19 protein-coding genes, 1 tRNA gene, 1 pseudogene and 1 other annotated feature are annotated in these 23,180 nt (G+C 63.3%); of the genes and pseudogenes, 7 read left to right on the top strand and 14 right to left on the bottom strand.

Annotation, left to right across the window (positions count from 1 at the left end):
* Positions 1-300 precede the first annotated feature (300 nt).
* A complete protein-coding gene (gene putA / locus PU634_RS03385; protein ID WP_306762660.1) occupies positions 301-3,918 on the bottom strand; it encodes a bifunctional proline dehydrogenase/L-glutamate gamma-semialdehyde dehydrogenase PutA in 3,618 nt (1,205 codons plus the stop codon).
* Positions 3,919-4,336: 418 nt separating this feature from the next.
* Here putA and PU634_RS03380 point away from each other — a divergent pair, with 418 nt between their 5' ends.
* Entirely contained in the window at positions 4,337-4,801 is a 465-nt protein-coding gene (locus PU634_RS03380; RefSeq protein WP_306762659.1) for an Lrp/AsnC family transcriptional regulator, read from the top strand.
* A 288-nt stretch (positions 4,802-5,089) separates the two neighbouring features.
* Here PU634_RS03380 and PU634_RS03375 read toward each other — a convergent pair.
* From PU634_RS03375 to dnaQ, 3 genes are all read right to left on the bottom strand, one after another.
* Positions 5,090-5,166, bottom strand: a tRNA-Asp gene (locus tag PU634_RS03375).
* A gap of 129 nt (positions 5,167-5,295) precedes the next feature.
* Positions 5,296-6,402 carry a choice-of-anchor X domain-containing protein gene (locus PU634_RS03370; protein ID WP_306762658.1) on the bottom strand — a complete coding sequence of 369 codons (1,107 nt, stop codon included), beginning with the start codon at positions 6,400-6,402 and terminating at the stop codon, positions 5,296-5,298.
* Positions 6,402-7,079 (bottom strand): DNA polymerase III subunit epsilon, encoded by a 678-nt coding sequence (gene dnaQ, locus PU634_RS03365; protein ID WP_371319635.1) that lies wholly within the window; start codon positions 7,077-7,079, stop codon positions 6,402-6,404. Before dnaQ ends, PU634_RS03370 begins: the two co-directional genes overlap by 1 nt.
* A gap of 192 nt (positions 7,080-7,271) precedes the next feature.
* Here dnaQ and rnhA point away from each other — a divergent pair, with 192 nt between their 5' ends.
* On the top strand, positions 7,272-7,736 hold the full coding sequence (gene rnhA, locus PU634_RS03360) for a ribonuclease HI (protein WP_306762656.1): 465 nt from the start codon (positions 7,272-7,274) through the stop codon (positions 7,734-7,736).
* On the opposite strand, the gene PU634_RS03355 is transcribed toward rnhA, so the two are convergent.
* A complete protein-coding gene (locus PU634_RS03355; protein ID WP_306762655.1) occupies positions 7,724-8,440 on the bottom strand; it encodes a class I SAM-dependent methyltransferase in 717 nt (238 codons plus the stop codon). The genes rnhA and PU634_RS03355 overlap by 13 nt on opposite strands.
* Before the next feature lie 52 nt (positions 8,441-8,492).
* On the opposite strand from PU634_RS03355, the gene gloB reads away from it, so the two are divergent.
* Together gloB and PU634_RS03345 are read left to right on the top strand one after the other, a co-directional pair.
* Complete coding sequence (gloB, locus tag PU634_RS03350; protein ID WP_306762654.1) at positions 8,493-9,260, top strand: hydroxyacylglutathione hydrolase; 768 nt, start codon at positions 8,493-8,495, stop codon at positions 9,258-9,260.
* A gap of 63 nt (positions 9,261-9,323) precedes the next feature.
* The gene (locus tag PU634_RS03345; RefSeq protein ID WP_306762653.1) at positions 9,324-10,706 is read left to right on the top strand and encodes a LysM peptidoglycan-binding domain-containing protein; all 1,383 of its coding nucleotides are present in this window, start codon (positions 9,324-9,326) and stop codon (positions 10,704-10,706) included.
* 61 nt (positions 10,707-10,767) lie between these two features.
* Here the strand turns inward: PU634_RS03345 and PU634_RS03340 are convergent, their stop codons facing one another.
* From PU634_RS03340 to PU634_RS03325, 4 genes are all read right to left on the bottom strand, one after another.
* Complete coding sequence (locus PU634_RS03340) at positions 10,768-11,595, bottom strand: endonuclease/exonuclease/phosphatase family protein (RefSeq protein ID WP_306762652.1); 828 nt, start codon at positions 11,593-11,595, stop codon at positions 10,768-10,770.
* Positions 11,573-11,971, bottom strand: a complete 399-nt coding sequence (gene yciA, locus PU634_RS03335; protein WP_306762651.1) for an acyl-CoA thioester hydrolase YciA — start codon at positions 11,969-11,971, stop codon at positions 11,573-11,575. Before yciA ends, PU634_RS03340 begins: the two co-directional genes overlap by 23 nt.
* A gap of 80 nt (positions 11,972-12,051) precedes the next feature.
* Positions 12,052-12,864, bottom strand: coding sequence for a Rossmann-fold NAD(P)-binding domain-containing protein (locus PU634_RS03330; RefSeq protein WP_306762650.1), 813 nt, complete (start codon positions 12,862-12,864; stop codon positions 12,052-12,054).
* Positions 12,854-14,737: a transglycosylase SLT domain-containing protein gene (locus tag PU634_RS03325; RefSeq protein WP_306762649.1), complete on the bottom strand. Its 1,884-nt coding sequence runs from the start codon at positions 14,735-14,737 to the stop codon at positions 12,854-12,856. The genes PU634_RS03330 and PU634_RS03325 overlap by 11 nt, the downstream gene beginning before the upstream one ends.
* A gap of 308 nt (positions 14,738-15,045) precedes the next feature.
* Here PU634_RS03325 and hpf point away from each other — a divergent pair, with 308 nt between their 5' ends.
* Both hpf and PU634_RS03315 read left to right on the top strand, forming a co-directional pair.
* Complete coding sequence (gene hpf, locus PU634_RS03320) at positions 15,046-15,369, top strand: ribosome hibernation-promoting factor, HPF/YfiA family (protein WP_306762648.1); 324 nt, start codon at positions 15,046-15,048, stop codon at positions 15,367-15,369.
* Between the two features lie 141 nt (positions 15,370-15,510).
* Positions 15,511-15,633: a sequence feature (Phe leader region), on the top strand.
* 35 nt (positions 15,634-15,668) lie between these two features.
* Positions 15,669-16,829: pseudogene (locus PU634_RS03315) on the top strand (chorismate mutase); the annotation flags it as partial.
* Positions 16,830-17,644: 815 nt separating this feature from the next.
* Here PU634_RS03315 and tyrA read toward each other — a convergent pair.
* A complete protein-coding gene (gene tyrA, locus PU634_RS03310) occupies positions 17,645-18,775 on the bottom strand; it encodes a bifunctional chorismate mutase/prephenate dehydrogenase (protein WP_306762647.1) in 1,131 nt (376 codons plus the stop codon).
* 86 nt (positions 18,776-18,861) lie between these two features.
* On the bottom strand, positions 18,862-19,932 hold the full coding sequence (locus PU634_RS03305) for a 3-deoxy-7-phosphoheptulonate synthase (protein WP_306762646.1): 1,071 nt from the start codon (positions 19,930-19,932) through the stop codon (positions 18,862-18,864).
* A 234-nt stretch (positions 19,933-20,166) separates the two neighbouring features.
* Here PU634_RS03305 and PU634_RS03300 point away from each other — a divergent pair, with 234 nt between their 5' ends.
* Positions 20,167-20,457: a hypothetical protein gene (locus PU634_RS03300; protein WP_306762645.1), complete on the top strand. Its 291-nt coding sequence runs from the start codon at positions 20,167-20,169 to the stop codon at positions 20,455-20,457.
* Between the two features lie 133 nt (positions 20,458-20,590).
* On the opposite strand, the gene PU634_RS03295 is transcribed toward PU634_RS03300, so the two are convergent.
* The 3 genes from PU634_RS03295 to PU634_RS03285 form a co-directional block, all read right to left on the bottom strand.
* Complete coding sequence (locus PU634_RS03295; RefSeq protein WP_306763654.1) at positions 20,591-21,382, bottom strand: MlaA family lipoprotein; 792 nt, start codon at positions 21,380-21,382, stop codon at positions 20,591-20,593.
* A 106-nt stretch (positions 21,383-21,488) separates the two neighbouring features.
* Entirely contained in the window at positions 21,489-22,703 is a 1,215-nt protein-coding gene (ccmI, locus tag PU634_RS03290; RefSeq protein ID WP_306762644.1) for a c-type cytochrome biogenesis protein CcmI, read from the bottom strand.
* A gap of 1 nt (position 22,704) precedes the next feature.
* Complete coding sequence (locus tag PU634_RS03285) at positions 22,705-23,175, bottom strand: cytochrome c-type biogenesis protein (protein ID WP_306763653.1); 471 nt, start codon at positions 23,173-23,175, stop codon at positions 22,705-22,707.
* Positions 23,176-23,180: the final 5 nt, after the last annotated feature.

Below are 23,180 nucleotides of genomic sequence, written 5' to 3'. Positions count from 1 at the left end.
AAGCCATATAAATCATAATCGTAGTAAAAAACGGCTATTTCGAGGCAAAAACCGGGGGCGACACCAGCCGCAAAGTTAACGTTCTGCGCCCCGTCCATTTCTCCCCACCAGACCCCACCAAGCATAGTTCACCCGGATTGACACCACCTCGGCTCAGGCGGCCTCAATTCGGACCGTGTCACGCTGGCCCGGCCCGGGAACACCATCAACAAGCATCAGGCCCTGAACACGCACAAGCCCGCACTGGGCGGGCTTGTGGTCAAACGGGCAACGGCGGGCCGCTTGGCCCGTCTGCCGGGATTATTCCGATGTCGCGATCAGGCTGGCGTTGCCGCCGGCGGCGGTGGTATCCACGCACAGGTGACGCTCGATCACGAAGCGTTCGGGCAGGGCCTGCTCGGTGATCAGCGGCAGCAAGGCGCCGTCACGCCGGGCCAGGGCCATCCGGTATGCACGCAGGGTGGCGGTGTCGGCCACGCTGGTGATCGCCTCGAAACCGGTGAGGGTTTCCAGCGCCTCGGGCCGCAGCAGACCGTCCAGGCCGATGACCGGAATGCCCGCCGCTGCCGCGCCTTCCAGCGCGGCCTGCGCCCCCGGCGCCACCACCACCACGGCGTTGCCCTGAGACAGGGCGGTACCGGCCTGGGTCATGGCCGAGGCCAGGTCAGGCCCCAGGCAGAGGATGGTGCCACGGGCAAAACAGCGCAGCCGGTTAAGCTCACCGGTCGGGCCCGGCATCTCTTCCGCGTGGGCGTCCAGCGCCGCGGGCACGCTGCCGAAGATAGCGGCCAGCCGCTCGGCCCGGCTCTGGGGCTGAGCCCAGTCCTTGCCGTCCAGCTGTGCAATGGCCGCCTGCACCTGGGCCGCGGTGACCGCCGCCGCTTGCGCCGGTGGCATCCCGGTGCCGTTGGCGCTGGCCATAAAGCGGCGCACATACTGGGGGCCGCCCGCCTTGGGGCCGGTGCCCGAGAGGCCTTCACCGCCAAAGGGCTGGGAGCCGACGATGGCGCCAATCTGGTTACGGTTGACGTAGATATTGCCCACCCTGATGCGGCTGGTGATGCGCTCCACCCGCTTGTCGACCCGGGTATGCAGGCCAAAGGTCAGGCCAAAGCCCTTGGCATTGATCTGATCCACCACGCGGTCGAGCTCATGGGCCTCAAAGGTGGCCACGTGCAGTACCGGGCCGAAGATTTCTTCTTCCAGCTCGTGAATGCCTTCCAGCCTGATCACGGTCGGCGCCACGAACAGGCCTTCGGCGGGCACCGGCAGCTGCTTGAGCACCCGCCCCATGCGCGCGAATTTCTCGCAGTGCGCCTCAATGCCACGTTTGGCATTGTCGTCGATCACCGGGCCCACATCGGTGGAGAGATCCCAGGGGTTGCCCAGACGCAGCTCGTCCATGGCGCCGAACAGCATGGCCAGCAGGTGATCGGCGATGTCCTTCTGCACATAGAGCATGCGCAGGGCGGAGCAGCGCTGACCGGCACTCTGGAAAGAAGACGCCAGCACGTCGCGCACCACCTGCTCCGGCAACGCGGTGGAGTCCACTATCATGGCGTTCAGGCCACCGGTTTCCGCCACCAGGGGCGCGTCCGGCCTCATCGACCCGGCCATCACCTTGTTGATGCGCTGGGCGGTGGCGGTAGAGCCGGTAAAGCAGACGCCGTCGATACGCGGATCCGAGGTCAGAGCCGCGCCCACCGTGCTGCCGCTGCCGGGCAGCAGCTGAATGGCTTCGCGAGGAATGCCGGCCTGATGCATCAGCTCAACCGCCCGGGTGGCGATCAGCGCAGTCTGGCCCGCGGGCTTGGCGATCACCGCGTTGCCGGCCGCCAGCCCAGCCAGCACCTGGCCGGCAAAAATGGCCAGGGGGAAGTTCCAGGGCGAGATACAGGCGATCACGCCGCGACCGCTGCCGAAGTCCTGGTTGCGTTCGGCTTCGTTCGCATAGTAGCGGGCGAAGTCCACGGCCTCGCGAATTTCCGCCACCGCATCCGCCATGGTCTTGCCCGCCTCCCGGGTGGCCAGGGCGAACAGCTCGGGGGCGTGCTCTTCAAACAGATCCGCAACCTTACGAATGCGCGCGCTGCGCTCGGCCACCGGCAGGGCAGACCAGATTTCAAAGCCGGTACGGGCCGCCGAAATGGCGGTTTCAATGTCGTCTGCATTGGCCTGTACCACCTGGCCCACCCTGTCTGCCGGCACCGCCGGGTTGCGTACCTCTTCGGCTTCGGTGCTGGTCACCGCCCCGGCAATCACCGGGCCACCCTGCCACTGATGCGCCTTGAAGGCGCCACGGGCCGCCTCGACTTCCGCCATTTCCACCGGGTTGGTGATATCCCAGCCCCTGGCGTTACGCCGGCCGGCACCGTAAAGATCGGCGGGGCGCGCAATGAGCCTGCTCGATACCTCGTTCCCCATGGCCGCCACCGTGTCGAAGGGATCCCGGGCAATGTCTTCGGGCTGAATGCGGGTGTCGACAATCTGGTTGACGAAGGAGCTGTTGGCGCCGTTTTCCAGCAGACGACGCACCAGGTAGGCCAGCAGATCCTGATGGGCGCCTACTGGCGCGTAAATGCGGCAGCGGGTGCCCTGGCCGGTGAGCACGGCGTCGTGCAGGGATTCGCCCATGCCGTGCAGACGCTGGAATTCAAAGCAGTCCTTGTCCTGGGCCAGCTCAAGAATGGCCGACACCGAGTGGGCATTGTGGGTGGCGAACTGCGGGTAGATGCGATCGGTCATGCCCAGCAGTTTTTTGGCACAGGCCATGTAGGACAGATCGCTGTTGACCTTGCGGGTGAACACCGGAAAGCCTGCCAGGCCCATCACCTGGGCGCGCTTGATCTCCGCATCCCAGTAAGCCCCCTTCACCAGCCGCACCATGATGCGGCGATCCAGTTTTTCGGACAGGGCGTAGAGCCAGTCGAGCACGGGGGCGGCGCGCTTGCTGAAGGCCTGCACCACAATGCCGAAACCATCCCAGCCCGCCAGTGACGGATCGGACAGCACGGCTTCGATCACATCCAGGGACAGATCCAGGCGATCCGCCTCTTCCGCATCGATGTTAAAGCCCATGTTGGCCGCCTTGGCCTGCTGCGCCAGCTCCAGGGTACGGGGCACCAGCTCCTGCATTACCCGTGCTTTCTGGCCGAACTCGTAACGGGCGTGCAGGGCCGACAGCTTGACCGAAATGCCGGGGTTCTTGCGAATGTCCTGGTGCGCACAATGCGGCGCCAGGGAAGCAATGGCGGATGAGTAGGCCTTGTGGTAACGCAGGGCGTCGGCATCGGTGCGGGCCGCTTCCCCCAGCATGTCGTAAGAATAGGTATAGCCACGGGCCTCGTACTTCTGAGCGCGCTTGAGCGCTTCTTCGATGTTGCGACCCAGCACAAACTGGCGGCCCATCTCTTTCATGGCCTGGCCCACGGCGGTGCGTACCACCGGCTCGCCCAGGCGCTTGACCATGCCCCGCAGGGTGGCGGACAGGCCCTGGCGGTCGACCGGCGACAGCAGCTTGCCGGTGATCAGCAGTGCCCAGGTGGAACTGTTGATCAGCGAGGAGCTGGAGCGGCCACGGTGCTCGCCCCAGTTGCCGGAGGAGATCTTGTCTTCGATCAGCTCGTCGATGGTGCTTCTGTCGGGTACCCGCAGCAGTGCCTCGGCCAGGCACATCAGGGCCACGCCTTCCTTGGTGGTGAGGCCATACTGGGCCAGAAACTTTTCCATCATGGTCGGGGTGGAGTTGGCGCGCACCTGGCGCACCAGCTCGGCGGCCCGGGCGGAGATGCGCTGGCGCACCTCCGCGGAAATGGCGGCCCCGCTGGCCAGCTCTCCAATCACGCCGGCCTCATCCGCCAGGTAATGACCACGAACCTGCTCCCGGCAAGCCGCCAGCGACAGTGCTTGTTCTTTCATCCGACCTTCTCCCTCGGTATGTGCAATGTTATGGTCGCCATTCTACTCAAAGACCAGGAGGCACATTTCCCATAACCAAGGCAAAGGGCCATCATTTTCACTTTTTAATCACACAAAAACCGGAAAAAAACCATATAAAAGACACATAAACAGGAAAACTTCCTAGACAGCCTCAGAAGCCTGCTCATCCCTTGCCGGTAACACCTCAGGAAAGCACGCCACCGCGGCTTCTGACCCCTGACCACGCCGGCCCAGGAAAATACGCTCCCGGGCAAGCCGGCAGCGCCGCGTGTCATTCGGGATCGTGGAAGCACACGCCCCTACCATCAGAAGATGCAGTGGTCGATTTTACCGATAAAAGAACGGGTGTAGACTTAAAAGGCACATTCAACCCATAAAACAGACCGAGAGACAGAAAATGGCGGAAAAGGCAGGAAATCTGGACAGGGCGGATTTACTGATCATCCAGGAGCTCAGGGAAAACTCCCGCATCACCCTCACCGAGCTGGCATCCCGGGTCGGCCTGTCGAAAACCCCTTGCCAGTTGCGCATGCGCCGGCTCGAAGAGCAGGGTTACATCACCGGCTACACGGCGCTGGTGGATCATAACAAGCTTGGCCTCAGTCATATCGCCTTCGTCCAGGTCACCCTCAACGACACCAGCAGCAAGGCACTTACCGCTTTCAACAAGGCCGCGCTCAAAATCGCGGAAGTCGAACAGTGCCACATGATCGCCGGTGGCTTTGACTACCTGCTGAAGGTCCGCACCAAAGACATGGCCTCCTACCGCATGGTGCTGGGTGAAAAGATCTCCGCCTTGCCCCATGTGCTGCAAACCAGCACCTTTGTGGTAATGGAGAACGTGCGGGATATCGGGCTGTAGGGAGGGCCGAATGGTCTTTTCTCCCAAGACATCACTTTCTCTGCCCCCTGCCATCAACAGGCCACCTTAACCGGTTGCAGCTTCTCACTACTCTTTATGACACCAAAGAGCCGGATAGCGAGCAGAAAGGTGACTCGACTGAAGCTCCATTTTAACCTCTGGTCAAAACAGGCTCTGGGTCACGCTTTGGTCACGTGGGGAGTTTGACAGAATGCAGGTGAGTGATTTGACTGAAGGCATAAAAGCAAAAAGCCCTTGGCTATCAACTAGCTAAGGGCTTCTTAAATGTGGCGGAGCGGACGGGACTCGAACCCGCGACCCCCGGCGTGACAGGCCGGTATTCTAACCAACTGAACTACCGCTCCGGCGCTTGGCTTTCGCTGCAAGCGGGGCGAATAATAGGGCCGGCACGGGTGGCCGTCAAGCCAAAAGTAAGCATTTTATTTCTTTCGGTTATTTTTTATGCTCAAAGTGCCAAAAAGATGATTTTTCAATCAGCCACGGCGACGTCGCCACCACCATAAACCGCCACCGGCGGGCAGCAGCATCAGTCCGGCCAGCCCCGCCCACAGCGGCCAGCCCTGCCATTCACTCGCCGCCTCGGCGGGTGCCCTGGTCACTTCCGGCAAGGGCGGCACCACCCGCACTACCTGCTCGTTCAGTTGCAGCTGTACCTCCCGGCCATCCACCGTGGTGGCATAGGCCCGTCCCTGCCAGCGATAGTTGCCCGGCTGGCGCGCCGGCGGCAACTCGATATGACGCCCGTGCCCGGAAATGGCCAGGGGCTGCTCCAGCGGATTGATCAGCTGCCCCGTCACAGCCAGGCTGTCGGCAACAATATCGCTGTCAACCTCCAGTTCAATGCGCCAGTGGCGCTGGCTGTCGGGCGCGGTAAAACGAGCGCGCACCGGTGTGGGATAAAGGGTCAGCGGATGTTCCGCATAGCGTGCCAGCACGCCGTTTGATACCTCGGCCTGAAACAGGTAACTGCCGGGCAGCGCATCGAACACCACTTCCGCGGTCATGTTGCCATCGCCGGGCAACGCATCCAGCCCGGTGCCGTCATCCACAAATTCCCCCAGCAGCAGCGGCGCCCGCTCAAAGGGATCGGCCGGCTGCGCCTCGCCCGTGGAAAACAGCTGTGCCGTCAGCCGCAGGCCATCGAGGTAATAATTGGCATCCAGAATGGTGTCGTCATGCAGCAACTGGCCGTGCAGCCGGACCACCTCGTTCTGATAAAGCCTGTCCGGCAGCCGGTCGAGCGCCAGCCGGAATACGCTGAGCAGGGTAATGCCGTGCTCGCCGGCAATTTTGCCGGTGGCCTGCCAGGGGCCCGGCTCCGGCTGCCACAGGGTAATCACATCCCGGGTGGGAGTGGAAGCCCAGCTCACGGTGTCGGGGTGGCGCTGGTAATAATACTTGCTGCCGTCGGGCCTTATCAGCACCACCGGCATGGACTGCGACTCCCGCTCGATAAACAGGGTCAGCTCCCGTACCGAAGGATCGATGCGAAAGGTATTGCCCAGCCAGCGGGCGTGCTGTTCTTCGGACGAGACGAAAAAGGCCGGCAACAGCGCCAGCACCGGCAGAAGCCGCCGCATCAGGGCCGCCACAGGCAACTGCCGCCTTTTTTCTCGATGAGATCGAGCCGGCTTTCATGGGCTTGCAGCTCGGCGCCCTGAGCCCGAATCACCCGCAGCGGTGGTCGATCGGCCGGCAGCCGGCGCAGTTCGCCGCCGTTGCCGTTTTGCTGGCCGGCGTCGGTCTGCAGGTTGAGTTTGGTCTGGCCGCCGGTCATCAGCAGATACACGTCGGCCAGAATTTCGGCATCCAGCAAGGCCCCGTGCAGGGTACGGTGGCTGTTGTCGATGCCGTAGCGGTCGCAGAGCACGTCCAGGTTGTTGCGCTTGCCCGGATAAAGCTGGCGGGCCAGGGCCAGGGTATCGGTTACCTTGCACAACTCGGCCATGCGTTCGGGCCGGCCCATCAGCTCCATTTCGTAATCGAGAAAGCCCACGTCGAAGGGCGCGTTGTGGGCGACCATTTCGGCGCCACGAATAAAGTCGAGAAATTCGTCGACCTTGCTGGAAAATTCCGGCTTGTCGGCAAGAAACTCATCGGTAATGCCGTGCACGCGAATGGCTTCCTCGTCCACCTGGCGGTCCGGCTTGAGATAAAGGTGCAGGTGCCGGCCGGTCAGGCGTCGGTTGACCACTTCCACGCAGCCTATCTCGATCACCCTGTGTCCGAGATAGTGCGGACCTGAGTCCATGTTCATGCCCGTGGTCTCGGTATCGAGCACCACCTGCCGCTGATAGCCAGATTCGGTGATCACTGTGTTCTTCCTCCGCAAAGTCGGCGGCCAGTATATCGCCTGTGCCTGCGCATGATAAGGCCCGCCGGACTGGCTCCGTCACCGCCGCCTGTGGCAGACTGCGCCCTTCACTGCATTTACCGAACGGGCAACACCATGAAACAGGTTCAGCTATTTACCGACGGCTCCTGCCTCGGCAACCCGGGCCCCGGCGGCTACGGCGCCGTGCTGATTTACAAGCAGCACCGCAAGGAGCTGAGCGGCGGCTACCGGCTGACCACCAACAACCGCATGGAACTGATGGCCGCCATCAAGGGGCTGGAAACCCTGAGCCACGATTGCGCGGTGGAGCTGACCACCGACAGCCAGTATGTGCGCCAGGGCATCACCCAGTGGATTCACGGCTGGAAACGCAACAACTGGCGCACCGCCGCCAAAACCCCGGTGAAAAACGCCGATTTGTGGCAGCAGCTGGACGAACTCTGCCAGCGCCACCGGGTGCAGTGGCACTGGGTGCGCGGCCATACCGGCCATCCGGAAAACGAACGCTGCGACGATCTGGCCCGGGAAGCGGCCCTGAACCCGGCCTGCCATCAGGAAGACGAAGGCTATTCCCGCTGACGGGCCATTTCCGGCCGGGTGACCGGAACCGCCACCCGCTGGCGCTCCCGCACCGGCGTCAGCGGAAAACGGCGCTTGCGCGCCAGCACGATATACACCGCCGCCGGCGACGGACAGAAATGCGGGCAACGGCGGCGCTGCCAGCGGTCCAGCCAGGGCATGATATTGGTAAAGCCGATATAGTCCCGCTCGATCACTTCAAACCCCAGCAATTTCAGCCAGTCTTCCACCCGGGCCGGGGCCAGCATATGGCGCCAGCCCGGCAACCGCCGGCGCCAGCCCGGCAGCCAGCGGGCCCAGCCGGCACTGCCGTAGGGATTGAAGCCGGTCAGCACCAGCCAGCCGTCATCCCGCAATACCACCTCGGTTTCCCGCAAGATGGCATGGGGATGCTCGCTGTAATCGAGCACATGGGCCAGCAGACAGGCGTCCAGGCTGCCCGGGGCAAAGGGCATGGCGGTGGCATCGCCAATCAGATCCACTCCTTCCTGCTCGGCCCGGGCCATGACCACTCCCTGGCGCAGCCGGCTGCCTTCCAGCGACAGCGCCGCGCTCAGGGCGTCCACCTTGAGCAGGGTAAAACCAAACAGCCCCGGGGCCCAGCGATCCAGGCGCTGTTGCAGCTGTTCGGCAATGTAAGCGCCCCGGGGCAGCGCGCGCCAGCTGTCCGGGGCCGGCGGCGGTGTCTTGCTGGCTGTGTTCATGATCCCTCTGTTAAGCTTTGGCATTCTGTTTATGCCAAGGGTGTACTCAACGATGAACGTCATTTCGCTACGTGCCTTTAACGATAACTATATCTGGCTGATTGGCAATGGCCGCCAGGCCGCCGTGATCGATCCGGGCGATGCCGCCCCGGTCAGCGCCGCGCTGGCCGAGCGCAACCTGGAGCTGGTTGCCATTCTGATCACCCACCACCATCAGGATCACACCGGCGGCGTGCGCGAGCTGCTGGCCGCCTGGCCCGAGGCCAGCCTGTATGCTCCCGCCGGTGAACGCCTGCCCGCGCCCGGCGCCACCGCCCTGGCGGACGGCGACAGCGTGGCGCTGCCGGGGCTGGCGCTTGAGCTGCAAGTATTGTCCGTCCCGGGCCACACCCTCGGGCACATCGCCTACTACGGTAACGGCATGCTGTTTTGCGGCGACACCCTGTTTTCCGGCGGCTGCGGCCGGCTGTTTGAAGGCACGCCCGAGCAGATGCATCACTCCCTCGGCCGGCTGGCCGCCCTGCCCGACGACACGCGGGTGTATTGCGCCCACGAATACACTCAGGCCAACCTGGCCTTCTGCCATGCGGTGGAGCCCGACAACCCGGCGCTGCTGAATTACATGAAGGAAGTGGCCAAATTGCGCCAGCAGGATGTGCCCACCCTGCCCTCGAGCATTGGCCGTGAAAAAGCCGTCAATGTGTTCCTGCGCACCGCCGAGCCGGCGGTTCGGGCCACCGCACAACTGCAGGCAATGGAGGAGTTAAACGAAGACTGTCAAGTGTTCGCCGCACTTCGGCGCTGGAAGGACCATTTTTAACGAACTTGATTAAGCTGCTCACAAAGCATACACTGGCCGCCGTTTTTCAGAGAAGCAGACACAATGATAAGACTTTGCCTTTTATCCGGTGCCTTGCTCCTGGCTGGCTGCCAGGCGGTATCGACCGATTCGGCGCGCCAGCCCCATGGCCACCAGAACAGCGCCGAAGAGCAAACAAGCCAGCCGCTGTACCCCAAATCAGGTAACTACCGCGCCCTCAGGGCCGCCAGCCGCGACAGCCGCCATTCCTCCGATGAAGGCCCGCAGCAGCAACGGGGGGAAGCCCGCCAGCAGGATCTGTGGCAGGCCATCGCCGACGACATGATGCTGGACATTCCCGCCGACCACCCCCGGGTGGTGGCCCAGCGCAAGTGGTACCTGAAGCAGCCGGACTACATGCGCGCCGTCTCCGAACGGGCCAGACCGTTTCTCTATCTCATCAAGGAAGAGATAGAAAAGCGGGACATGCCGATGGAGCTGGCGCTGTTGCCGGTGGTGGAAAGCACCTTTGATCCCCGGGCCTATTCCCACGGTCATGCCGCCGGCCTGTGGCAGATGCTGAAGGGCACCGGCAAAAACTTTGGCCTGCACTACGACAGCTGGTATGACGGTCGTTACGACATCATGGCCTCGACCCGTGCGGCCCTCGACTATCTGGAATATCTGCACAAGTTCTTTGACGGCAACTGGACCCACGCCCTGGCCGCCTACAACTCGGGCGAAGGCCGGGTGCAGCGGGCCATTCGCGCCAACCGTCGCCACGGCAAGCCGACCGACTACTGGTCATTGTCGCTGCCCAAGGAAACCCAGAACTATGTGCCCAAGCTCATGGCCCTGGCCGATATTCTCAAGCAGCCCGATCACTACGGCATGGACGTGCCCGCCCTGCCCAACCGCCCTCAGGTGGCGGCGGTCACGGTGGAAGGACAGGTGGATCTGAACATGGCGGCGGATCTGGCCGGGGTCAGCCGCAGCCAGCTGAAAGAGCTGAACCCGGCGTTCAGGCATACCGCCACCTCGCCGCTGATCGAGACCGAAATTCTGGTGCCGGTGCGCCATGCCGAAAACTTTGAGCTGGCCATGGCCGACCTGCCCGCCGAAGAGCGCCGGAACTATCAGCGCTACCGGGTCAAGGGGGGCGACAGCCTGGGCATAATCGCTCGCCGTTACGGCACCCAGGTGCTGGCGCTGAAGCAGGCCAACAACCTGAGTGGCAACACCATTCGCATTGGCCAGACCCTGCTGGTGCCCAGCTCCGCCGCTCCGGCCCCGTCCCGCGCCGGCAGCGAGCAGGGCACCTACCGCGTGCAGGCCGGCGACTCGCTGTCGGTGATCGCCAGCCGCTTCAGCGTCAGCATCGCCGATCTGCTGCGCTGGAACCGGCTCAGCAACCGGCACATGCTGCGTGCCGGCCAGCAACTGATTGTGGCCGCCAACTCCGGCTGAGTTGTTACCCGCTCAATGCAAAAGGGAGCCTTTTCGGCTCCTTTTTTGTTGTATCCCCATATTACCGCGACGGAACGCTGAATACCGCTTTCAGCGGAGCATGATCCGAAGCGTGAGACAGCATGCTCTCGGCCTGCTCCAGGGTCAGCCCCCGGTAATAGATGGCATCGAGCGGATATCCCCAGAAACGGGTGCGCACGTCCGGCGTGGGCAGCGCCTCGCTCAGCCCCTCCTGCTCCGCCCACCGCTGCAGCAGGCGCTGGCGACGGGCGTTCCAGCGATTAAAGTCGCCGGCCACGATCACCGGGCCGTGATGACCGCTCAGCGCCCGGCTGATCATATCGAGCTGAGCCTGATAGGTGCGCCCGCGCAGGGAAAAATTCACCGCATGCAGGTTCACCACCAGCAGTTGCTCCGCCGCTCCCCGCACCGGATAGCGACTGATCAGCAGCGACTTGGGGATGCGGGTGGCCGGCTCGGTAATGCGCTCGGCGCAGATCTGAGCGGCCTTGCCCCGGCTGGCGGTCAGTACCCCGGTGGGCAGCCGCTGCCACTCAAAGGCGGCGGCCTGAAACCAGGTCAGGTCGCGCTCATTCAGCCAGCCATACAGCCGCTCGCGGCCACTGGCCTCCTGCAGCAACAGCAGGTCGGTGCCATCGGCCCAGCGGGCCAGCTCCGGCTGCCACTCTCCCTGCTGCTTGTATATGTTCCAGGTCAGCACTGAAAAGCGCGCGGGCAAGGGCCGGAATGGCGTCAGGGAAGGATAAAGACAGTCGGCGGTGGGCGCGAAGGCATTGCTCAACAAGGCCCGCTCGGGCACTTCCAGACAACCGCCGAGGGCCAGCGCGGCCCCCAGCAGCAGCGTTTTAGTCGCGCCCTGCAACCGCACGGGGGCGTCCGTTCTCGTCAATGGCCACGTAAACAAACTCGGCCCCGGCCACCGGGTAGCGCGGGCCATTTTCCGGTGTCAGCACCGGCTTGACCCAGACCTCCACCTTGATGGTAATGGAGCTTCGGCCCACCCTGACCAGCTCGCCGTAACAGCAAATCACGTCGCCCACCTGCACCGGGCGGGCGAACACCATTTTGTCTACCGCCACGGTGCATACTCGGCCCAGGGCGATTTCATTGGCCAGCAGACTGCCTCCCAGATCCATCTGCGACATGATCCAGCCGCCAAAAATGTCACCGTTGGCATTGGTGTCGGCGGGCATGGCCATGGTGCGCAACAGCAGGTCTCCGCGGGGACTTTGTGGTTCGCTCATGATTGCACTTCTCTATGTTGTGTCGTACGGAAAGCCGGCATCATAGACCGCCTTGTTGCCGCCGGCAATTGCCGCTCCGCTCAGGCTTGGGGCCGGCGCGCCGCCAGCCACCGAAACCAGTCGGTCACCGTATATTCCAGCCCCAGCCAGCGACACAGGGCACTGCCGTCTATGATTTTGCCCTCGCCGCCGCCGCTGAACTCGGGCGGCGGCAGCCCCTGCAACCGGGCCGCCTCACCGTAGAAGTCGCAGCGGTGCGGATGATGGGGGGCGCTGACGTTGAGCACCGCCGGCCAGTCGTTGCGCTCCAGCAGGGCGGGCAGAAGGCGCAGCAAATCCTCCAGTGCCACCAGGTTGACCGGCTCATCACCGCCGTCAAAGCGCTTTCCCGACAAAAAACGACCGGGCTCCCGGCTGCCGCCCACCAGGCCGGACAGGCGCAGGATCAGCACACTGCGGGCGCCACAGGCCTGCACCGCCCGCTCGGCGGCCAGCATACGCTCGCCCCGAGGGCCGTCGGGGGCGGCATCGACCTCGGTTTTCACCCCCGTGCCGGCATACACGGAAGTGGCGCTGGTAAAAATCACCCGCTGCACTCCCCCGTTCACCGCCAGCCGGGCCAGCTGGCCCAGGGTATTCGGGTAGTCTGCCACCTTGCCCGGCGGCACACACAGCAGCAGGGTGCCGGCCGTCAGTTCATCGGGCCAGCGGGCCGGCAACGGCGTGTTGAAGTCCCACAGCCGGGTGGCAATGCCGGCCTGCTCCAGCCGCCCGGCCTTGCCGGCGTCGCGGCTGGTGCCGCACACGCGCCAGCCCGACTCCAGCAGGGTGCGGGCCAGCGGCTCGCCCAGCCAGCCCAGCCCGAGTATGGCCAGGCTTCGCTCAGTAGACATATCCCAGCTCCAGCGGCGTGACAAAGGTCTTTTTCTTGCCCAGCATATCCTGGTAAATCACCGAATATGCCAGCACGTTCTGCACATAACCCCGCGTTTCCTTGTAGGGAATGTTTTCCACCCACACATCCAGCGGGCGGCTGGCGCTGTCTTCAAGCCAGCGGTTGATGCGACCGGGACCGGCGTTATAGGCGGCAATGGCGGGAATACGGTTGCCCTGGTAGCGCTCCAGCAGCTCCTTGAAGTAACTGGCGCCAAGCTGCACATTAACTTCGGGCACATACACATCGTCCGCCCGGCGATAACCGCTGATGCCATGCTTGCGCGCGGTTTCCCGGGCAGTGGCCGGCATCAGCTGCATCAGGCCGCCGGCGCCCACCGGCGAACGGGCCTGCTCATAAAAGGCACTTTCCTGACGGGCGATGGCAAACAGCGTGGCCTCCTCGAGATTGAGGCGGGCGGCCTGGCCGCGAAACACCTCCCGGTACACCACCGGAAAACGCAGCTCCAGTTGATCCCAGGCCTGAGCGCGAATGCTGGCCAGAATCGACTTGTCGTGCCAGCCCCGCTCCAGCGCCAGCGCCCCCAGCGCCAGTTGCTCGGCCTCGCTGACCCGCCCCAGCAGGTGATACCACTCGCTGCGCGCCGCCGCCTTGTTGCCCAGCGCCAGCCATTCCGCCACTCGCGCCACCGCGGGCCAGCGCGTCACCGCCTGCTGCCAGTCGGGTGCCGCAGGCGGCGCCTGACGATTGAGGGAGAACGGCCGCTGGCTGCGCTGGGCCGCAAGAAAGCCGTAATAATCCCGTTCGCCGGCAGCCCTGGCCCAGGCCGCGTCTGCCGCCGCCTGCTTGCCGGTGCTTGCCAGCGCCCGTCCGCGCCAGTATTGCCAGCGGCTGCTGTTCTGCTCACTCGCCGGCAACCTGTCTATCCAGTCCACCAGATGACGCCAGTCCTGCTCCCAGATGGCCAGCCGGGCACGCAGCTCAAACAGGGCGTCAGTGCCGATTTCGGGCAGGCGCCGGTCGAGCCAGCCGCGGTATTCCCGAGTGCGGTTGAACATCAGCCGCCGGGCCAGGCTGCGCTCCACCTCGGCCACCTGCAGCGAAGTCAGCCCGGGGGCTCGCTGGTAACGGGGATACAGGGTCATGGCCAGGCCCGGGTCCCGATCCGCCAGACGCGCCAGCGCCACCGCCATGGCGGCCTGATGACGAGGGTTGGTGGCGCTGAAGCGCTCGCTTTCGGCCACCAGGGCGGGATTACGATCCAGCGCCACCAGCAACTCGCCGCTTTGCCGGGCCGCACCGCCCAGCAGGCCGGACAGGTATTTGAGCAGGCCACTCTGACCGGACTCATAGGCCAGCAGCATGCGCTGCCATACCTGTTCATCATTCAGCCCGCCCTGGGCCTTCCAGGCATTGAACAGGGGCTCGCAGGCATCGGGACGGGAGCGGCCGTACAACCACAGCCGCTCGGCCCCCTTGACGGCTTCGGCCTGGTGGCCGGTGGCCCACTTGGCCCGGTAATGGGCGCACTGCAGCTCGGTGCTGTTGGGCAATTCGGGGTAAAGGGCAAGAAATTCCTGCCAGCGCTGATCCCGGGCCAGCCGGAACAGGTACTGCCGCTCCAGCCGGTCGGCCAGCAGGGAGTCGGGATAGCGGACCATAAAGCCGCGCACGTCCTTGATGCCGATGTCTTTCAGCCGGTCGGCCAGATAACGGTAATCCAGGTAGGAAACCAGCGGGTAGCCGTCGAGCCCCTGCCGCAGCTGGCGGTATTCGCCGGTTTTGCCCTGCACCAGGGCCTGCTCCGCCTGGCGGTATTGCTCCCGCTGGGGCGATGCCTGGGCGGCCAGCCCCAGGCTCAGTAACAACATTCCCAATCCTACCCGTTTGAACACGCTTGTCTCTCCTGCGCCCCTGTCATGACGCTATCGTAAGAAATGGCGACAGGGCTGCCAATGGGGGACGGAAAATTCTTTTATCGCCTCGGACACAGGGAGTCACCGGGCGCCCGACCGAATAGCCGGACTCTGTAAACCGGTTTCATTCAGGGCCAACTCTGTTTACTTGATCCAGCTCACAACACGAATCTGCGAAGGGGGTAATCTGAAACCGTCATCCAAACGCAACACGCCATTGCAGGCCATTGCGGCAAGTAAACAAAAACATCAGGGGGTCTTTTATGTCCATTGCCATTTCCAGCCATGTTATCGACATCACTCCCGCCATTCGTGAACGGATTGAAAGTCGCTTCGAGAAGCTCAACCGGCGCCAGATTGCGCTGATTAACCCCCATGTCATGATTCAGAAGGAAGGTCTGAACTATCAGGTGGAAGCCAGTGCCGGCCTGCCCGGTGAAACCCTGTTCGCCCAGGCGGAAGACGAAAACCTCTACGCCGCCATCAATGAACTGGGCCACAAGCTGGAGCGCCAGTTGACCCGCTACGCGGAAAAGCCCCTGGCCCAACGCGCCCAGGCTGCCCAGCCGGTGGTTGAAGAAGAATAACCTTCGCTCCCTCTCGAATTTTTTGCAAAGCGGCGATTTCGCCGCTTTTTTGCATCAATGGGGCAAAAAGCCGGGAAAAGGCTTGCCAGCACCGCTGCTTTTCAGTATTTCTATGGATTGCGTTAATCGAGAGCCATCCAGCATGCCGGTACACCTGTTTTTCTTTCGCTTGTTTTTTGCATCCTGAGTCCGGGAGGCACGGGTCTGGCGAGAAACAAGCGAAAGACGAACAGCCAAGCCTCCCCACCGGGAGGCTTTTTTTATTCACGCGCAGTCTGGCGAGGAAGGAAGCCCTATTCATGAATCTGGACGAGATACGAAGCAAAATCACCCGCCTGGACCGGGAGCTGCTCAGCCTGCTGGCCCAGCGCAAGGCACTGAGCCTGGACGTGGCCCGCTCCAAACTGGAAAACCCGCGCCCCATTCGCGATCAGCAGCGGGAGCAGGCCCTGCTGGTGGAGCTGGTCAACCAGGGGCGCCGGCTCGGCCTGGACGCCTACTTTGTTACCCGCGTCTTTCACACCATTATCGAGGATTCGGTGCTGTCCCAGCAGGCACTGCTGCAAGATCTGCTCAATCCCCAGGACCAGGTGCCCGCCATCAGCGTGGCCTTTCTCGGCCTCAAGGGCTCCTACTCCAACATGGCGGCGCGCAAATACCTGTCCCGCTTTCAGGCGCCGCTGGTGGAGCACAACTGCGACACCTTTCAGCAAATCGTTGAAACCGTGGAATCGGGCCAGGCCCAGTACGGCATTCTGCCCATTGAAAACACCAGCTCCGGCTCCATCAACGACGTGTTCGATCTGATGCAGCATACCAGCCTGTCCATTGTGGGCGAGCTGACCCAGCCCATTGAACACTGCCTGCTGGTGGCCACCGACACCCGCGTTGAGCACATCAAGACCCTTTACACCCACTCCCAGCCCTACCAGCAGTGCTCCCAGTACCTGAGCCGGCTGGGCGAGCTGGAGGTGAAATTCTGCGCCGCCTCGTCCAACGCCATGGAGCAGGTGGCACGCCTGAACCGCCCCGACGTGGCCGCCCTGGGCAGCGCCGACGGCGGCGAGCTGCACGGTCTCAAGCCCCTGGTGGAAGGCCTGGCCAACCAGAAGCAGAACATGACCCGCTTTATCGTGGTGGCGCGCAAGCCCATTGAGGTGGCGGAGCAGATCCCCGCCAAGACCAGCTTTATCATGTCTACCGGCCAGCAGAGCGGCGCCCTGGTGGAAGCCCTGCTGGTGCTGCGCAACCACGGCATTACCATGACCCGGCTGGAGTCGCGCCCCATTATCGGCAACCCCTGGGAAGAAATGTTCTATGTGGATGTGGCCGCCAACGTCAACAGCGATGGCATGCAGGCCGCCATGAAGGAGCTGGGCCGCATTACCCGCTTTATCAAGGTGCTGGGCTGCTATCCCAGTGCCGAAGTGGCGCCCACCCGCATTCCGGCGCGGCTGCTGAACCAGCCCCGGCGCGGCGACAACGCCGAACCGGTGCGCTACAGCCGCCATTACAAGGCCGACAACACCCAGGTGCAGGTTGGCCCCTTCACCCTGGGCGGTGACGAGCCCCTGCTGATCGCCGAACTGGCCGGCTGGCCCGGCGAGACCCGGCTGCATGAAGCGGCCCGCCATATCAAAGAGCAGGGTGGCCAGGTGCTGGCCCTGGACTGCTTCGCCAACGTGAACGTGGAGCAGGGGCTCGAGCGCTTGCAGCAGCTGCACACCACCGCCGCCCGCTTTGATCTGGCCGCCATGACCCGGGTCGGCAGTGCCGAGCAGGTGCACAGGGCCGCCGAGTCGGTGGATCTGCTGCTGCTGGGCGCCGAGGCCGCCGGCAACGAGGAGCTGATCAGCGCCGCCGGTCGCTGCACCCGGCCTCTGCTGCTGGAGCTTGCCGGCACTCCGGAGCACAGCCTGAGCCTGGCCCAGCGTATTCTGCAACAGGGCAACCAGCAACTGGCCTTGCTGGACAGCCAGGCCCTGCCCCTGGCACGCCTGCTGGAGCTGAACAACCAGACCCACCTGCCCCTGGTCAGCCGCCTCGGCGGCGATGCCGCCACCCTGCCCCGCCTGGGCGAGGCGCTCAATGCCGCCGGCGTCGGCGGTTTCTGCCTGGATGTGAGCGTTGACGACTCCGCCCTGGCACGGCTGGCCCGCAGCCTGTATCGCGGTTAAATAACGCGGAGCAGACGTAAAAAGCCCGGCCAGCTGGCCGGGCTTTTTGTTGTCCGTCATGCCGGGCATGGCCCGGCTTCTCACTCCTGCGAGCTACCTCAGTCCGCGTAATGGCGGCTGTCGTTGGCCTGGGCCAGCAGCAGGCGGCTTTCCTTGAGGAAGGTGTCGGCATACTCGCCGAAGAACGCGCTTACAGCCTCGAACTGACGCACAAAGGCGGTGCGCTGACCGCTTTCCAGTTGTTCCAGCAATTCGCCGAAGCGGCTATGATAACGCCGGATCATCGCCAGGTTACGGGGCGACGACAGAATAATGTCGGCGTACAGTGCCGGATCCTGGGCAAACAAGCGTCCCACCATGGCCAGCTCCAGCCGGTAGATGGGCGAGCTCAGGCGCAGCAGCTGGGCCAGATCGGCCCCTTCGGCACACAGATGAGCACCATAGGCAAAGCTGGTGAAATGACGCAGGGCCTGCACCAGGCTCATGGCCTCGTCATGCTCCTCGGCGGGCACCGCCTGCAGCCGGGCCCCCCAGATGCGGATCTGTGCCAGCAGCCATTCATACCGCTCGGCGCCGCGGCCGTCGCAATGAATAATCACCTGCTTGGCCAGGCTGGAGACATCGGGCCCGAACATGGGGTGCAGCCCCAGTACCGGGCCGGCGTGCGCCTTGAGCATGGCCGCCAGCGGCTCACTCTTGACGCTGGTCAGATCCACCAGCAAACAGTCTTCGCGCAGGGCCGGCAGGCGTTCAATCACCGCCACCGTCTGATCGATGGGCACGGCAATCATCACTAGGCCGGCGTCGGCCAGCAGGGTCTCGGCACTGGCCCAGTCGTCCTTCTCCAGCACCTCGACGCGATAGCCGGACAGCGTCAGCAGGTGGGCAAACAGACCGCCCAGCTGGCCGCCGCCGCCAATCACCACCGCCTTGCGCAAGGCCGGATTCACACACTTGAAGCCGGTATCTTTTTCACTGGCGTAGGATTCGCGCATGAACCGGCGCAGCACGTCTTCAATCAAATCCGGCGGTACCCCCCGGGCCTCGGCCTCGGCCCGGCGCCGGGCCAGCATGTCCGCTTCCCGGTCGGGGGCGTAAATGGGCACGCCGTTGCGGCTTTTGACTTCGCCCACACTGGCCACCAGCTTCAGTCGCTTGGCAAACAGCTCCACCAGCTGCTGATCGACTTCATCGATTTGATCCCGCAGGATCTTGAGTTCATCTACCATTGATTCCATCCCAGAATTAAGGCGCCGGGCCAAGCCCGGCGCCTTTTCATTATGCCTGTTTAAGCTCGAAACCGACAGTCGCGGCCTCAGGCCACCCGGGCCTTGAGCGCCGCCGACAATTGCTTGTGGCAACGTGCCAGCAGCTCGGCGGTGGTATCCCAGCCGATGCAGGCATCGGTAATGGACACACCGTACTGCATGTCGCATACCGGCTGCTCGCTGGACTGATTGCCCTCAAACAGGTGGGATTCCAGCATGATGCCCAGAATGGAGCGGTTGCCTTCCTGAATTTGGTGTACCACGTTTTCGGTGACCAGGGGCTGCAGGCTGTAGTCCTTGTTGGAATTGCCGTGGCTGCAGTCCACCACCAGCCGCGGCGTCAGGCCGGCGGCGGTCATGGCCTTTTCCGCCAGGGCGATGTTCACCGAGTCGTAGTTGGGGTGCTTGCCGCCGCGCAGGATCACATGGCCGTCGGGGTTGCCCTGGGTCACCAGCAGCGCCACCTGGCCTTCCTGGTTGATGCCCATAAAGGCATGGGGCTCGGCGGCCGCCTTCATGGCATTGATGGCGGTGCCCAGGTTGCCGTCGGTGCCGTTCTTGAAGCCCACCGGCATCGACAGGCCCGAGGCCATTTCCCGGTGGGTCTGGGATTCGGTGGTGCGGGCGCCGATGGCGGACCAGGAAAACAGCTCGGCCAGGTATTGCGGACTGATGGGATCCAGTGCCTCGGTGGCCAGGGGCAATTCCAGCTCGGCCAGCCAGCACAGCAACTCACGGGCCTTGTGCAGACCGAGTTCGATGTCAAAGCTGCCGTCCAGGTGAGGATCATTGATAAAGCCTTTCCATCCCACCGTAGTGCGCGGCTTTTCAAAATAGACGCGCATCACGATATAAAGGCTGTCACTGTATTCATCATGCAGTTTTTTGAGGCGGGTTGCGTACTCTTTGGCTGCATCGATGTCATGAATGGAACAGGGGCCGCAGATCACCAGCAGGCGGTGATCCTTGCGATGAACAATATTCGAGATGGTCTGCCGGGCCTGGCCGATGAAGTCGAGAGCCCCCCGGGAGATGGGCAGTTTTTCCTTGAGCTCGGCCGGGGTGATCATCACCTTCTCGGACTGAATATGAATATTGTTCAATGTGTCTTTCTGCATGATGACATCCTCACTGTAAACTTTTTCTTACAACCAAATAAAAAGAAAAGGTCACTCGTGTTTGACTTATGACTATTTCTCTTTTACGCAACCACCTTCACCATACCAAGGCTGGCCGGGCTTGCAAAGCCCGGGATGGTGCAAATGGCCGTTATTTTGGTGCCGGAGTGCCAAGTGCGCAGAAAAGAGCCGCGGGCGGGTCACATCTATAATGAGCATACATAAGGAGCCGACATGGCCATGAACGAACACGAATACCGGGAGCTGGTCGCCGCCCTGCGACGCATTCTGGATCACTACGGTGTGGATTACCGGCGAAGCCCGCCGTCTTACGATTACAATACCCTGTATGATCACCAGTGCCGGCTGATCCTGGACGAAGTGGCCACCAGCTGGCAGCAGCATTACGGTTACCGGCCCAGCCCCGGCGCCCTGCAAAAGGCGCTGTTCGCCGCCGAGCACAGCCGCCGCTTTTCACCGCCCTGGTACAAACGGCTGCTGGCGGCACTGAGATGGAAAAAATAAAGTGTCATTCCGGCGAAGGCCGGAATCCATTCTGCGGGCGACCATTCGACCAGCCATAGACTCCGGGGCAAGCCCGGAGTGACGGAGGTTTCAGGCCATACCAGTCCCTATTCCCCAATCCCCTGGTTTTCGGCTAGCCGTCGATTTCGTCCATAAAGGCGTCCAGCTCTTCATCCGAGGCGGGTTCGAAGTCCTTACCCACCTTGGCGTCCTGGTACTGCAGATACAGATCCCGGGTCAGGCCGTAGGGATCGAGGGAATTGTCGATAATGGCTTCCCGCTCGATGAGCTCGCTGCGCTGATACAGGCCGTCCATCACCCATTTGCCGGTGCGCATGGCAAAGGTCATGACATCGTAGGGAAAGTACAGGCTGTCCACCATGTCGCCGGACAACTGGCGCAGGGTGGTCGGCCCCATCAGGGGGATCATCAGGTAGGGGCCGTCGCCCACGCCCATCTGCCCCAGCACCTGGCCGAAGTCCTTGGATCTGGGCTCAAACGAAAATCTGCTCGCCACATCGAAGTAGCCCAGCACCCCGACCGTGCTGTTCATGCCAAAGCGCACCAGGTTGGTGCCCGCCCCCGGAAAGTCCCCGGTGACCAGGTGGTTCACAAAGCTGGCCGGCTCTTCCAGGTTGAGCACCACGTTCTGAATGCCCACCCGCACCGAACGGGGCACATAGTCGGCATAGGCATGGGCCGCCGGGCGCACCACGTAAGGATCCGCGATGTCGTAGTTGATCACCCAGCTGGCCCGGTTTACCGGCTCAAAGGGATCCCGGGGATCGGCCGCGGTGGATTTGGCGTAGTCCGCCGGAACGGCCGGCGAAAAGGGATCGTTCACCCGCTCCTGCTTCACGCCCTGGTGTGCCGCGCAGCCGGTCAGCAATATACCGGCGGCGGGCATCAGCACTCGATGCCACATCATCAGTCGCTCATTGTTGTTGTTATCGAAAAATTAGGGTCTGTTGACCTTTATGGTCAACAGACCCTAATACTACCGAGGGCCGGCCATCACGGCCAGCCGCAATTTACAGGGGCGTGTCGATCAGCACACTCAGCTGGCTGTCAGCATCGGTGGCAAGCACACCACTGCGTCCTTCCCAGGCATCGGTGGCGTCGGTCACGTTGCCGCTGGGGGCAATGCGCGCCTTGATGATCACCGCCTCACGGCTGCTCAGGTTGTTCTCGGGCACCATGGCGTCGGCGTTGGTCAGGGTAATGCTCATGGGAAAGGATGGCTGCTCAATACGCCGGGCGGCCAGGGGCATGTCGCCGCCGTTGGCATCCACCGCAAACACGAACAGCACAGCCCCCGGGTGATAAGGCACACTGCTGGCCGTGTTGATCTCCACCTGGTAGCGTGGCCCGGTGACCGGCGCCTGCTCGCTGCCCGTCAGCTGCTGCTCGGCAAAGGCGATGGAGCGCTGCACCATGGCGTAGCGCGGGTTGTCGGCAGGCATGATCTCCAGCATTTGCTGCCAGCGGGCAATGGCCAGACCGTAATCACTCTGCTGCAACGCCATAAAGGCAAATACCGACCAGGCTTCCAGATTACCGGGCTGGCGGGTCAGCACGTCCCGCACCAGCCGCTCGGCGCGCAGGCTTTCGCCGGTCATGGCCAGGGCCTCGGCATAGGGCACGCGTACCGCATCGGGCTCGTCGGTCAGGTTCAGCGCCTTTTCCAGGGCATCGCGGGCGGTTTCCCCGTCGCGCAGCTCCAGTGCCAGCCGGCCCAGCAGCAGCCAGCCGCGGTAGTCATCGCCGTCCTGGTGCAGCCGGGTGCGCAGCGCCAGCATCAGCTCGCGTACGTCCTGATCGGTCACGGTTTCGTCGGGCTGAATGAGCACATGGCGGGACAACTCCGGCAGCTCGGCGGCCACCCGCTGCCATTCCGCCACCTGGCGGTGCGCGCCCAGTTGCCAGTACACGCCGTAGCTCACCAGCACCACCAGCGCCAGGGCGGAAATCAGCACCAGCGGGCTGCGGCCGCGGCGGGCCACGGGCTCGTCGCTCACCACATCGTCCAGCAGGCTTTTCTGCAGCTCCTGCTGCAGCGCCTCATCGTCTTCCAGCAGGCCCAGTTCGCTGTCCTGCTCCAGCTCTTTCAGACGCTGGCGATAGAGCCGGGTATTGAGTTCATTGCGGCTTTGGCTCGACTCGGCCCGGCCTCGGGTCAGCGGCAGCACAATCACTACCGCCAGCAGCGCCACCAAGGCGGCGCTGAGGATCCAGAATACTGTCATGTCAGCTCTCTTTGTTCTTGTTCAGCAGGCGGTCGAGGCGTTGCTTTTCCTCGTCGCTGAGGGCCTCGCCGTGGGCAGTGGCAGACTTCTTGCGGGTGCGCATCAGCACCACCAGGGCGCCGATCACCAGCACCAGTACCGGACCGGCCCAGAGGATCAGGGTGGAGGGCATCACCGGCGGCTTGTAAAGAATGAAGTTGCCGTAGCGGGCCACCATGTAGTCGATGACCTCCTGCTTGCTGCTGCCCTGCTGCAACATCTGGTGGGTCTTGTCGCGCAGATCCTTGGCCAGTTCAGCGTTGGAGTCGGCAATATCCTGGTTCTGGCACTTGGGGCAACGCAGCTCCCGCAGCAGTTCGCGGAACACTTCTTCCTGTTTCGGATCGTCAAACTCATACACGTCGATGGCCGCCTGGGCCATCGGCAGCCACAGCAGGGCCGTGAGCATCAGTGTTCGCATCCACATTTTCATCCACA

This window comes from Oceanimonas pelagia, assembly GCF_030849025.1.
GTDB lineage: Bacteria > Pseudomonadota > Gammaproteobacteria > Enterobacterales > Aeromonadaceae > Oceanimonas > Oceanimonas pelagia.
The sequence above is the reverse complement of the archived record's forward strand: the minus strand, read 5'-3'. Positions and strand labels throughout refer to the sequence as shown.

Coding starts and splice junctions, on each gene's coding strand:
- putA (WP_306762660.1), bottom strand. CDS start 3,918: ATGAAAGAACAAGCACTGTCGCTGGCGGCTTGCCGGGAGCAGGTTCGT.
- PU634_RS03380 (WP_306762659.1), top strand. CDS start 4,337: ATGGCGGAAAAGGCAGGAAATCTGGACAGGGCGGATTTACTGATCATC.
- PU634_RS03370 (WP_306762658.1), bottom strand. CDS start 6,402: ATGCGGCGGCTTCTGCCGGTGCTGGCGCTGTTGCCGGCCTTTTTCGTC.
- dnaQ (WP_371319635.1), bottom strand. CDS start 7,079: ATGAACATGGACTCAGGTCCGCACTATCTCGGACACAGGGTGATCGAG.
- rnhA (WP_306762656.1), top strand. CDS start 7,272: ATGAAACAGGTTCAGCTATTTACCGACGGCTCCTGCCTCGGCAACCCG.
- PU634_RS03355 (WP_306762655.1), bottom strand. CDS start 8,440: ATGAACACAGCCAGCAAGACACCGCCGCCGGCCCCGGACAGCTGGCGC.
- gloB (WP_306762654.1), top strand. CDS start 8,493: ATGAACGTCATTTCGCTACGTGCCTTTAACGATAACTATATCTGGCTG.
- PU634_RS03345 (WP_306762653.1), top strand. CDS start 9,324: ATGATAAGACTTTGCCTTTTATCCGGTGCCTTGCTCCTGGCTGGCTGC.
- yciA (WP_306762651.1), bottom strand. CDS start 11,971: ATGAGCGAACCACAAAGTCCCCGCGGAGACCTGCTGTTGCGCACCATG.
- PU634_RS03330 (WP_306762650.1), bottom strand. CDS start 12,864: ATGTCTACTGAGCGAAGCCTGGCCATACTCGGGCTGGGCTGGCTGGGC.
- PU634_RS03325 (WP_306762649.1), bottom strand. CDS start 14,737: ATGTTGTTACTGAGCCTGGGGCTGGCCGCCCAGGCATCGCCCCAGCGG.
- hpf (WP_306762648.1), top strand. CDS start 15,046: ATGTCCATTGCCATTTCCAGCCATGTTATCGACATCACTCCCGCCATT.
- tyrA (WP_306762647.1), bottom strand. CDS start 18,775: ATGGTAGATGAACTCAAGATCCTGCGGGATCAAATCGATGAAGTCGAT.
- PU634_RS03305 (WP_306762646.1), bottom strand. CDS start 19,932: ATGCAGAAAGACACATTGAACAATATTCATATTCAGTCCGAGAAGGTG.
- PU634_RS03300 (WP_306762645.1), top strand. CDS start 20,167: ATGGCCATGAACGAACACGAATACCGGGAGCTGGTCGCCGCCCTGCGA.
- PU634_RS03295 (WP_306763654.1), bottom strand. CDS start 21,382: ATGTGGCATCGAGTGCTGATGCCCGCCGCCGGTATATTGCTGACCGGC.
- ccmI (WP_306762644.1), bottom strand. CDS start 22,703: ATGACAGTATTCTGGATCCTCAGCGCCGCCTTGGTGGCGCTGCTGGCG.
- PU634_RS03285 (WP_306763653.1), bottom strand. CDS start 23,175: ATGAAAATGTGGATGCGAACACTGATGCTCACGGCCCTGCTGTGGCTG.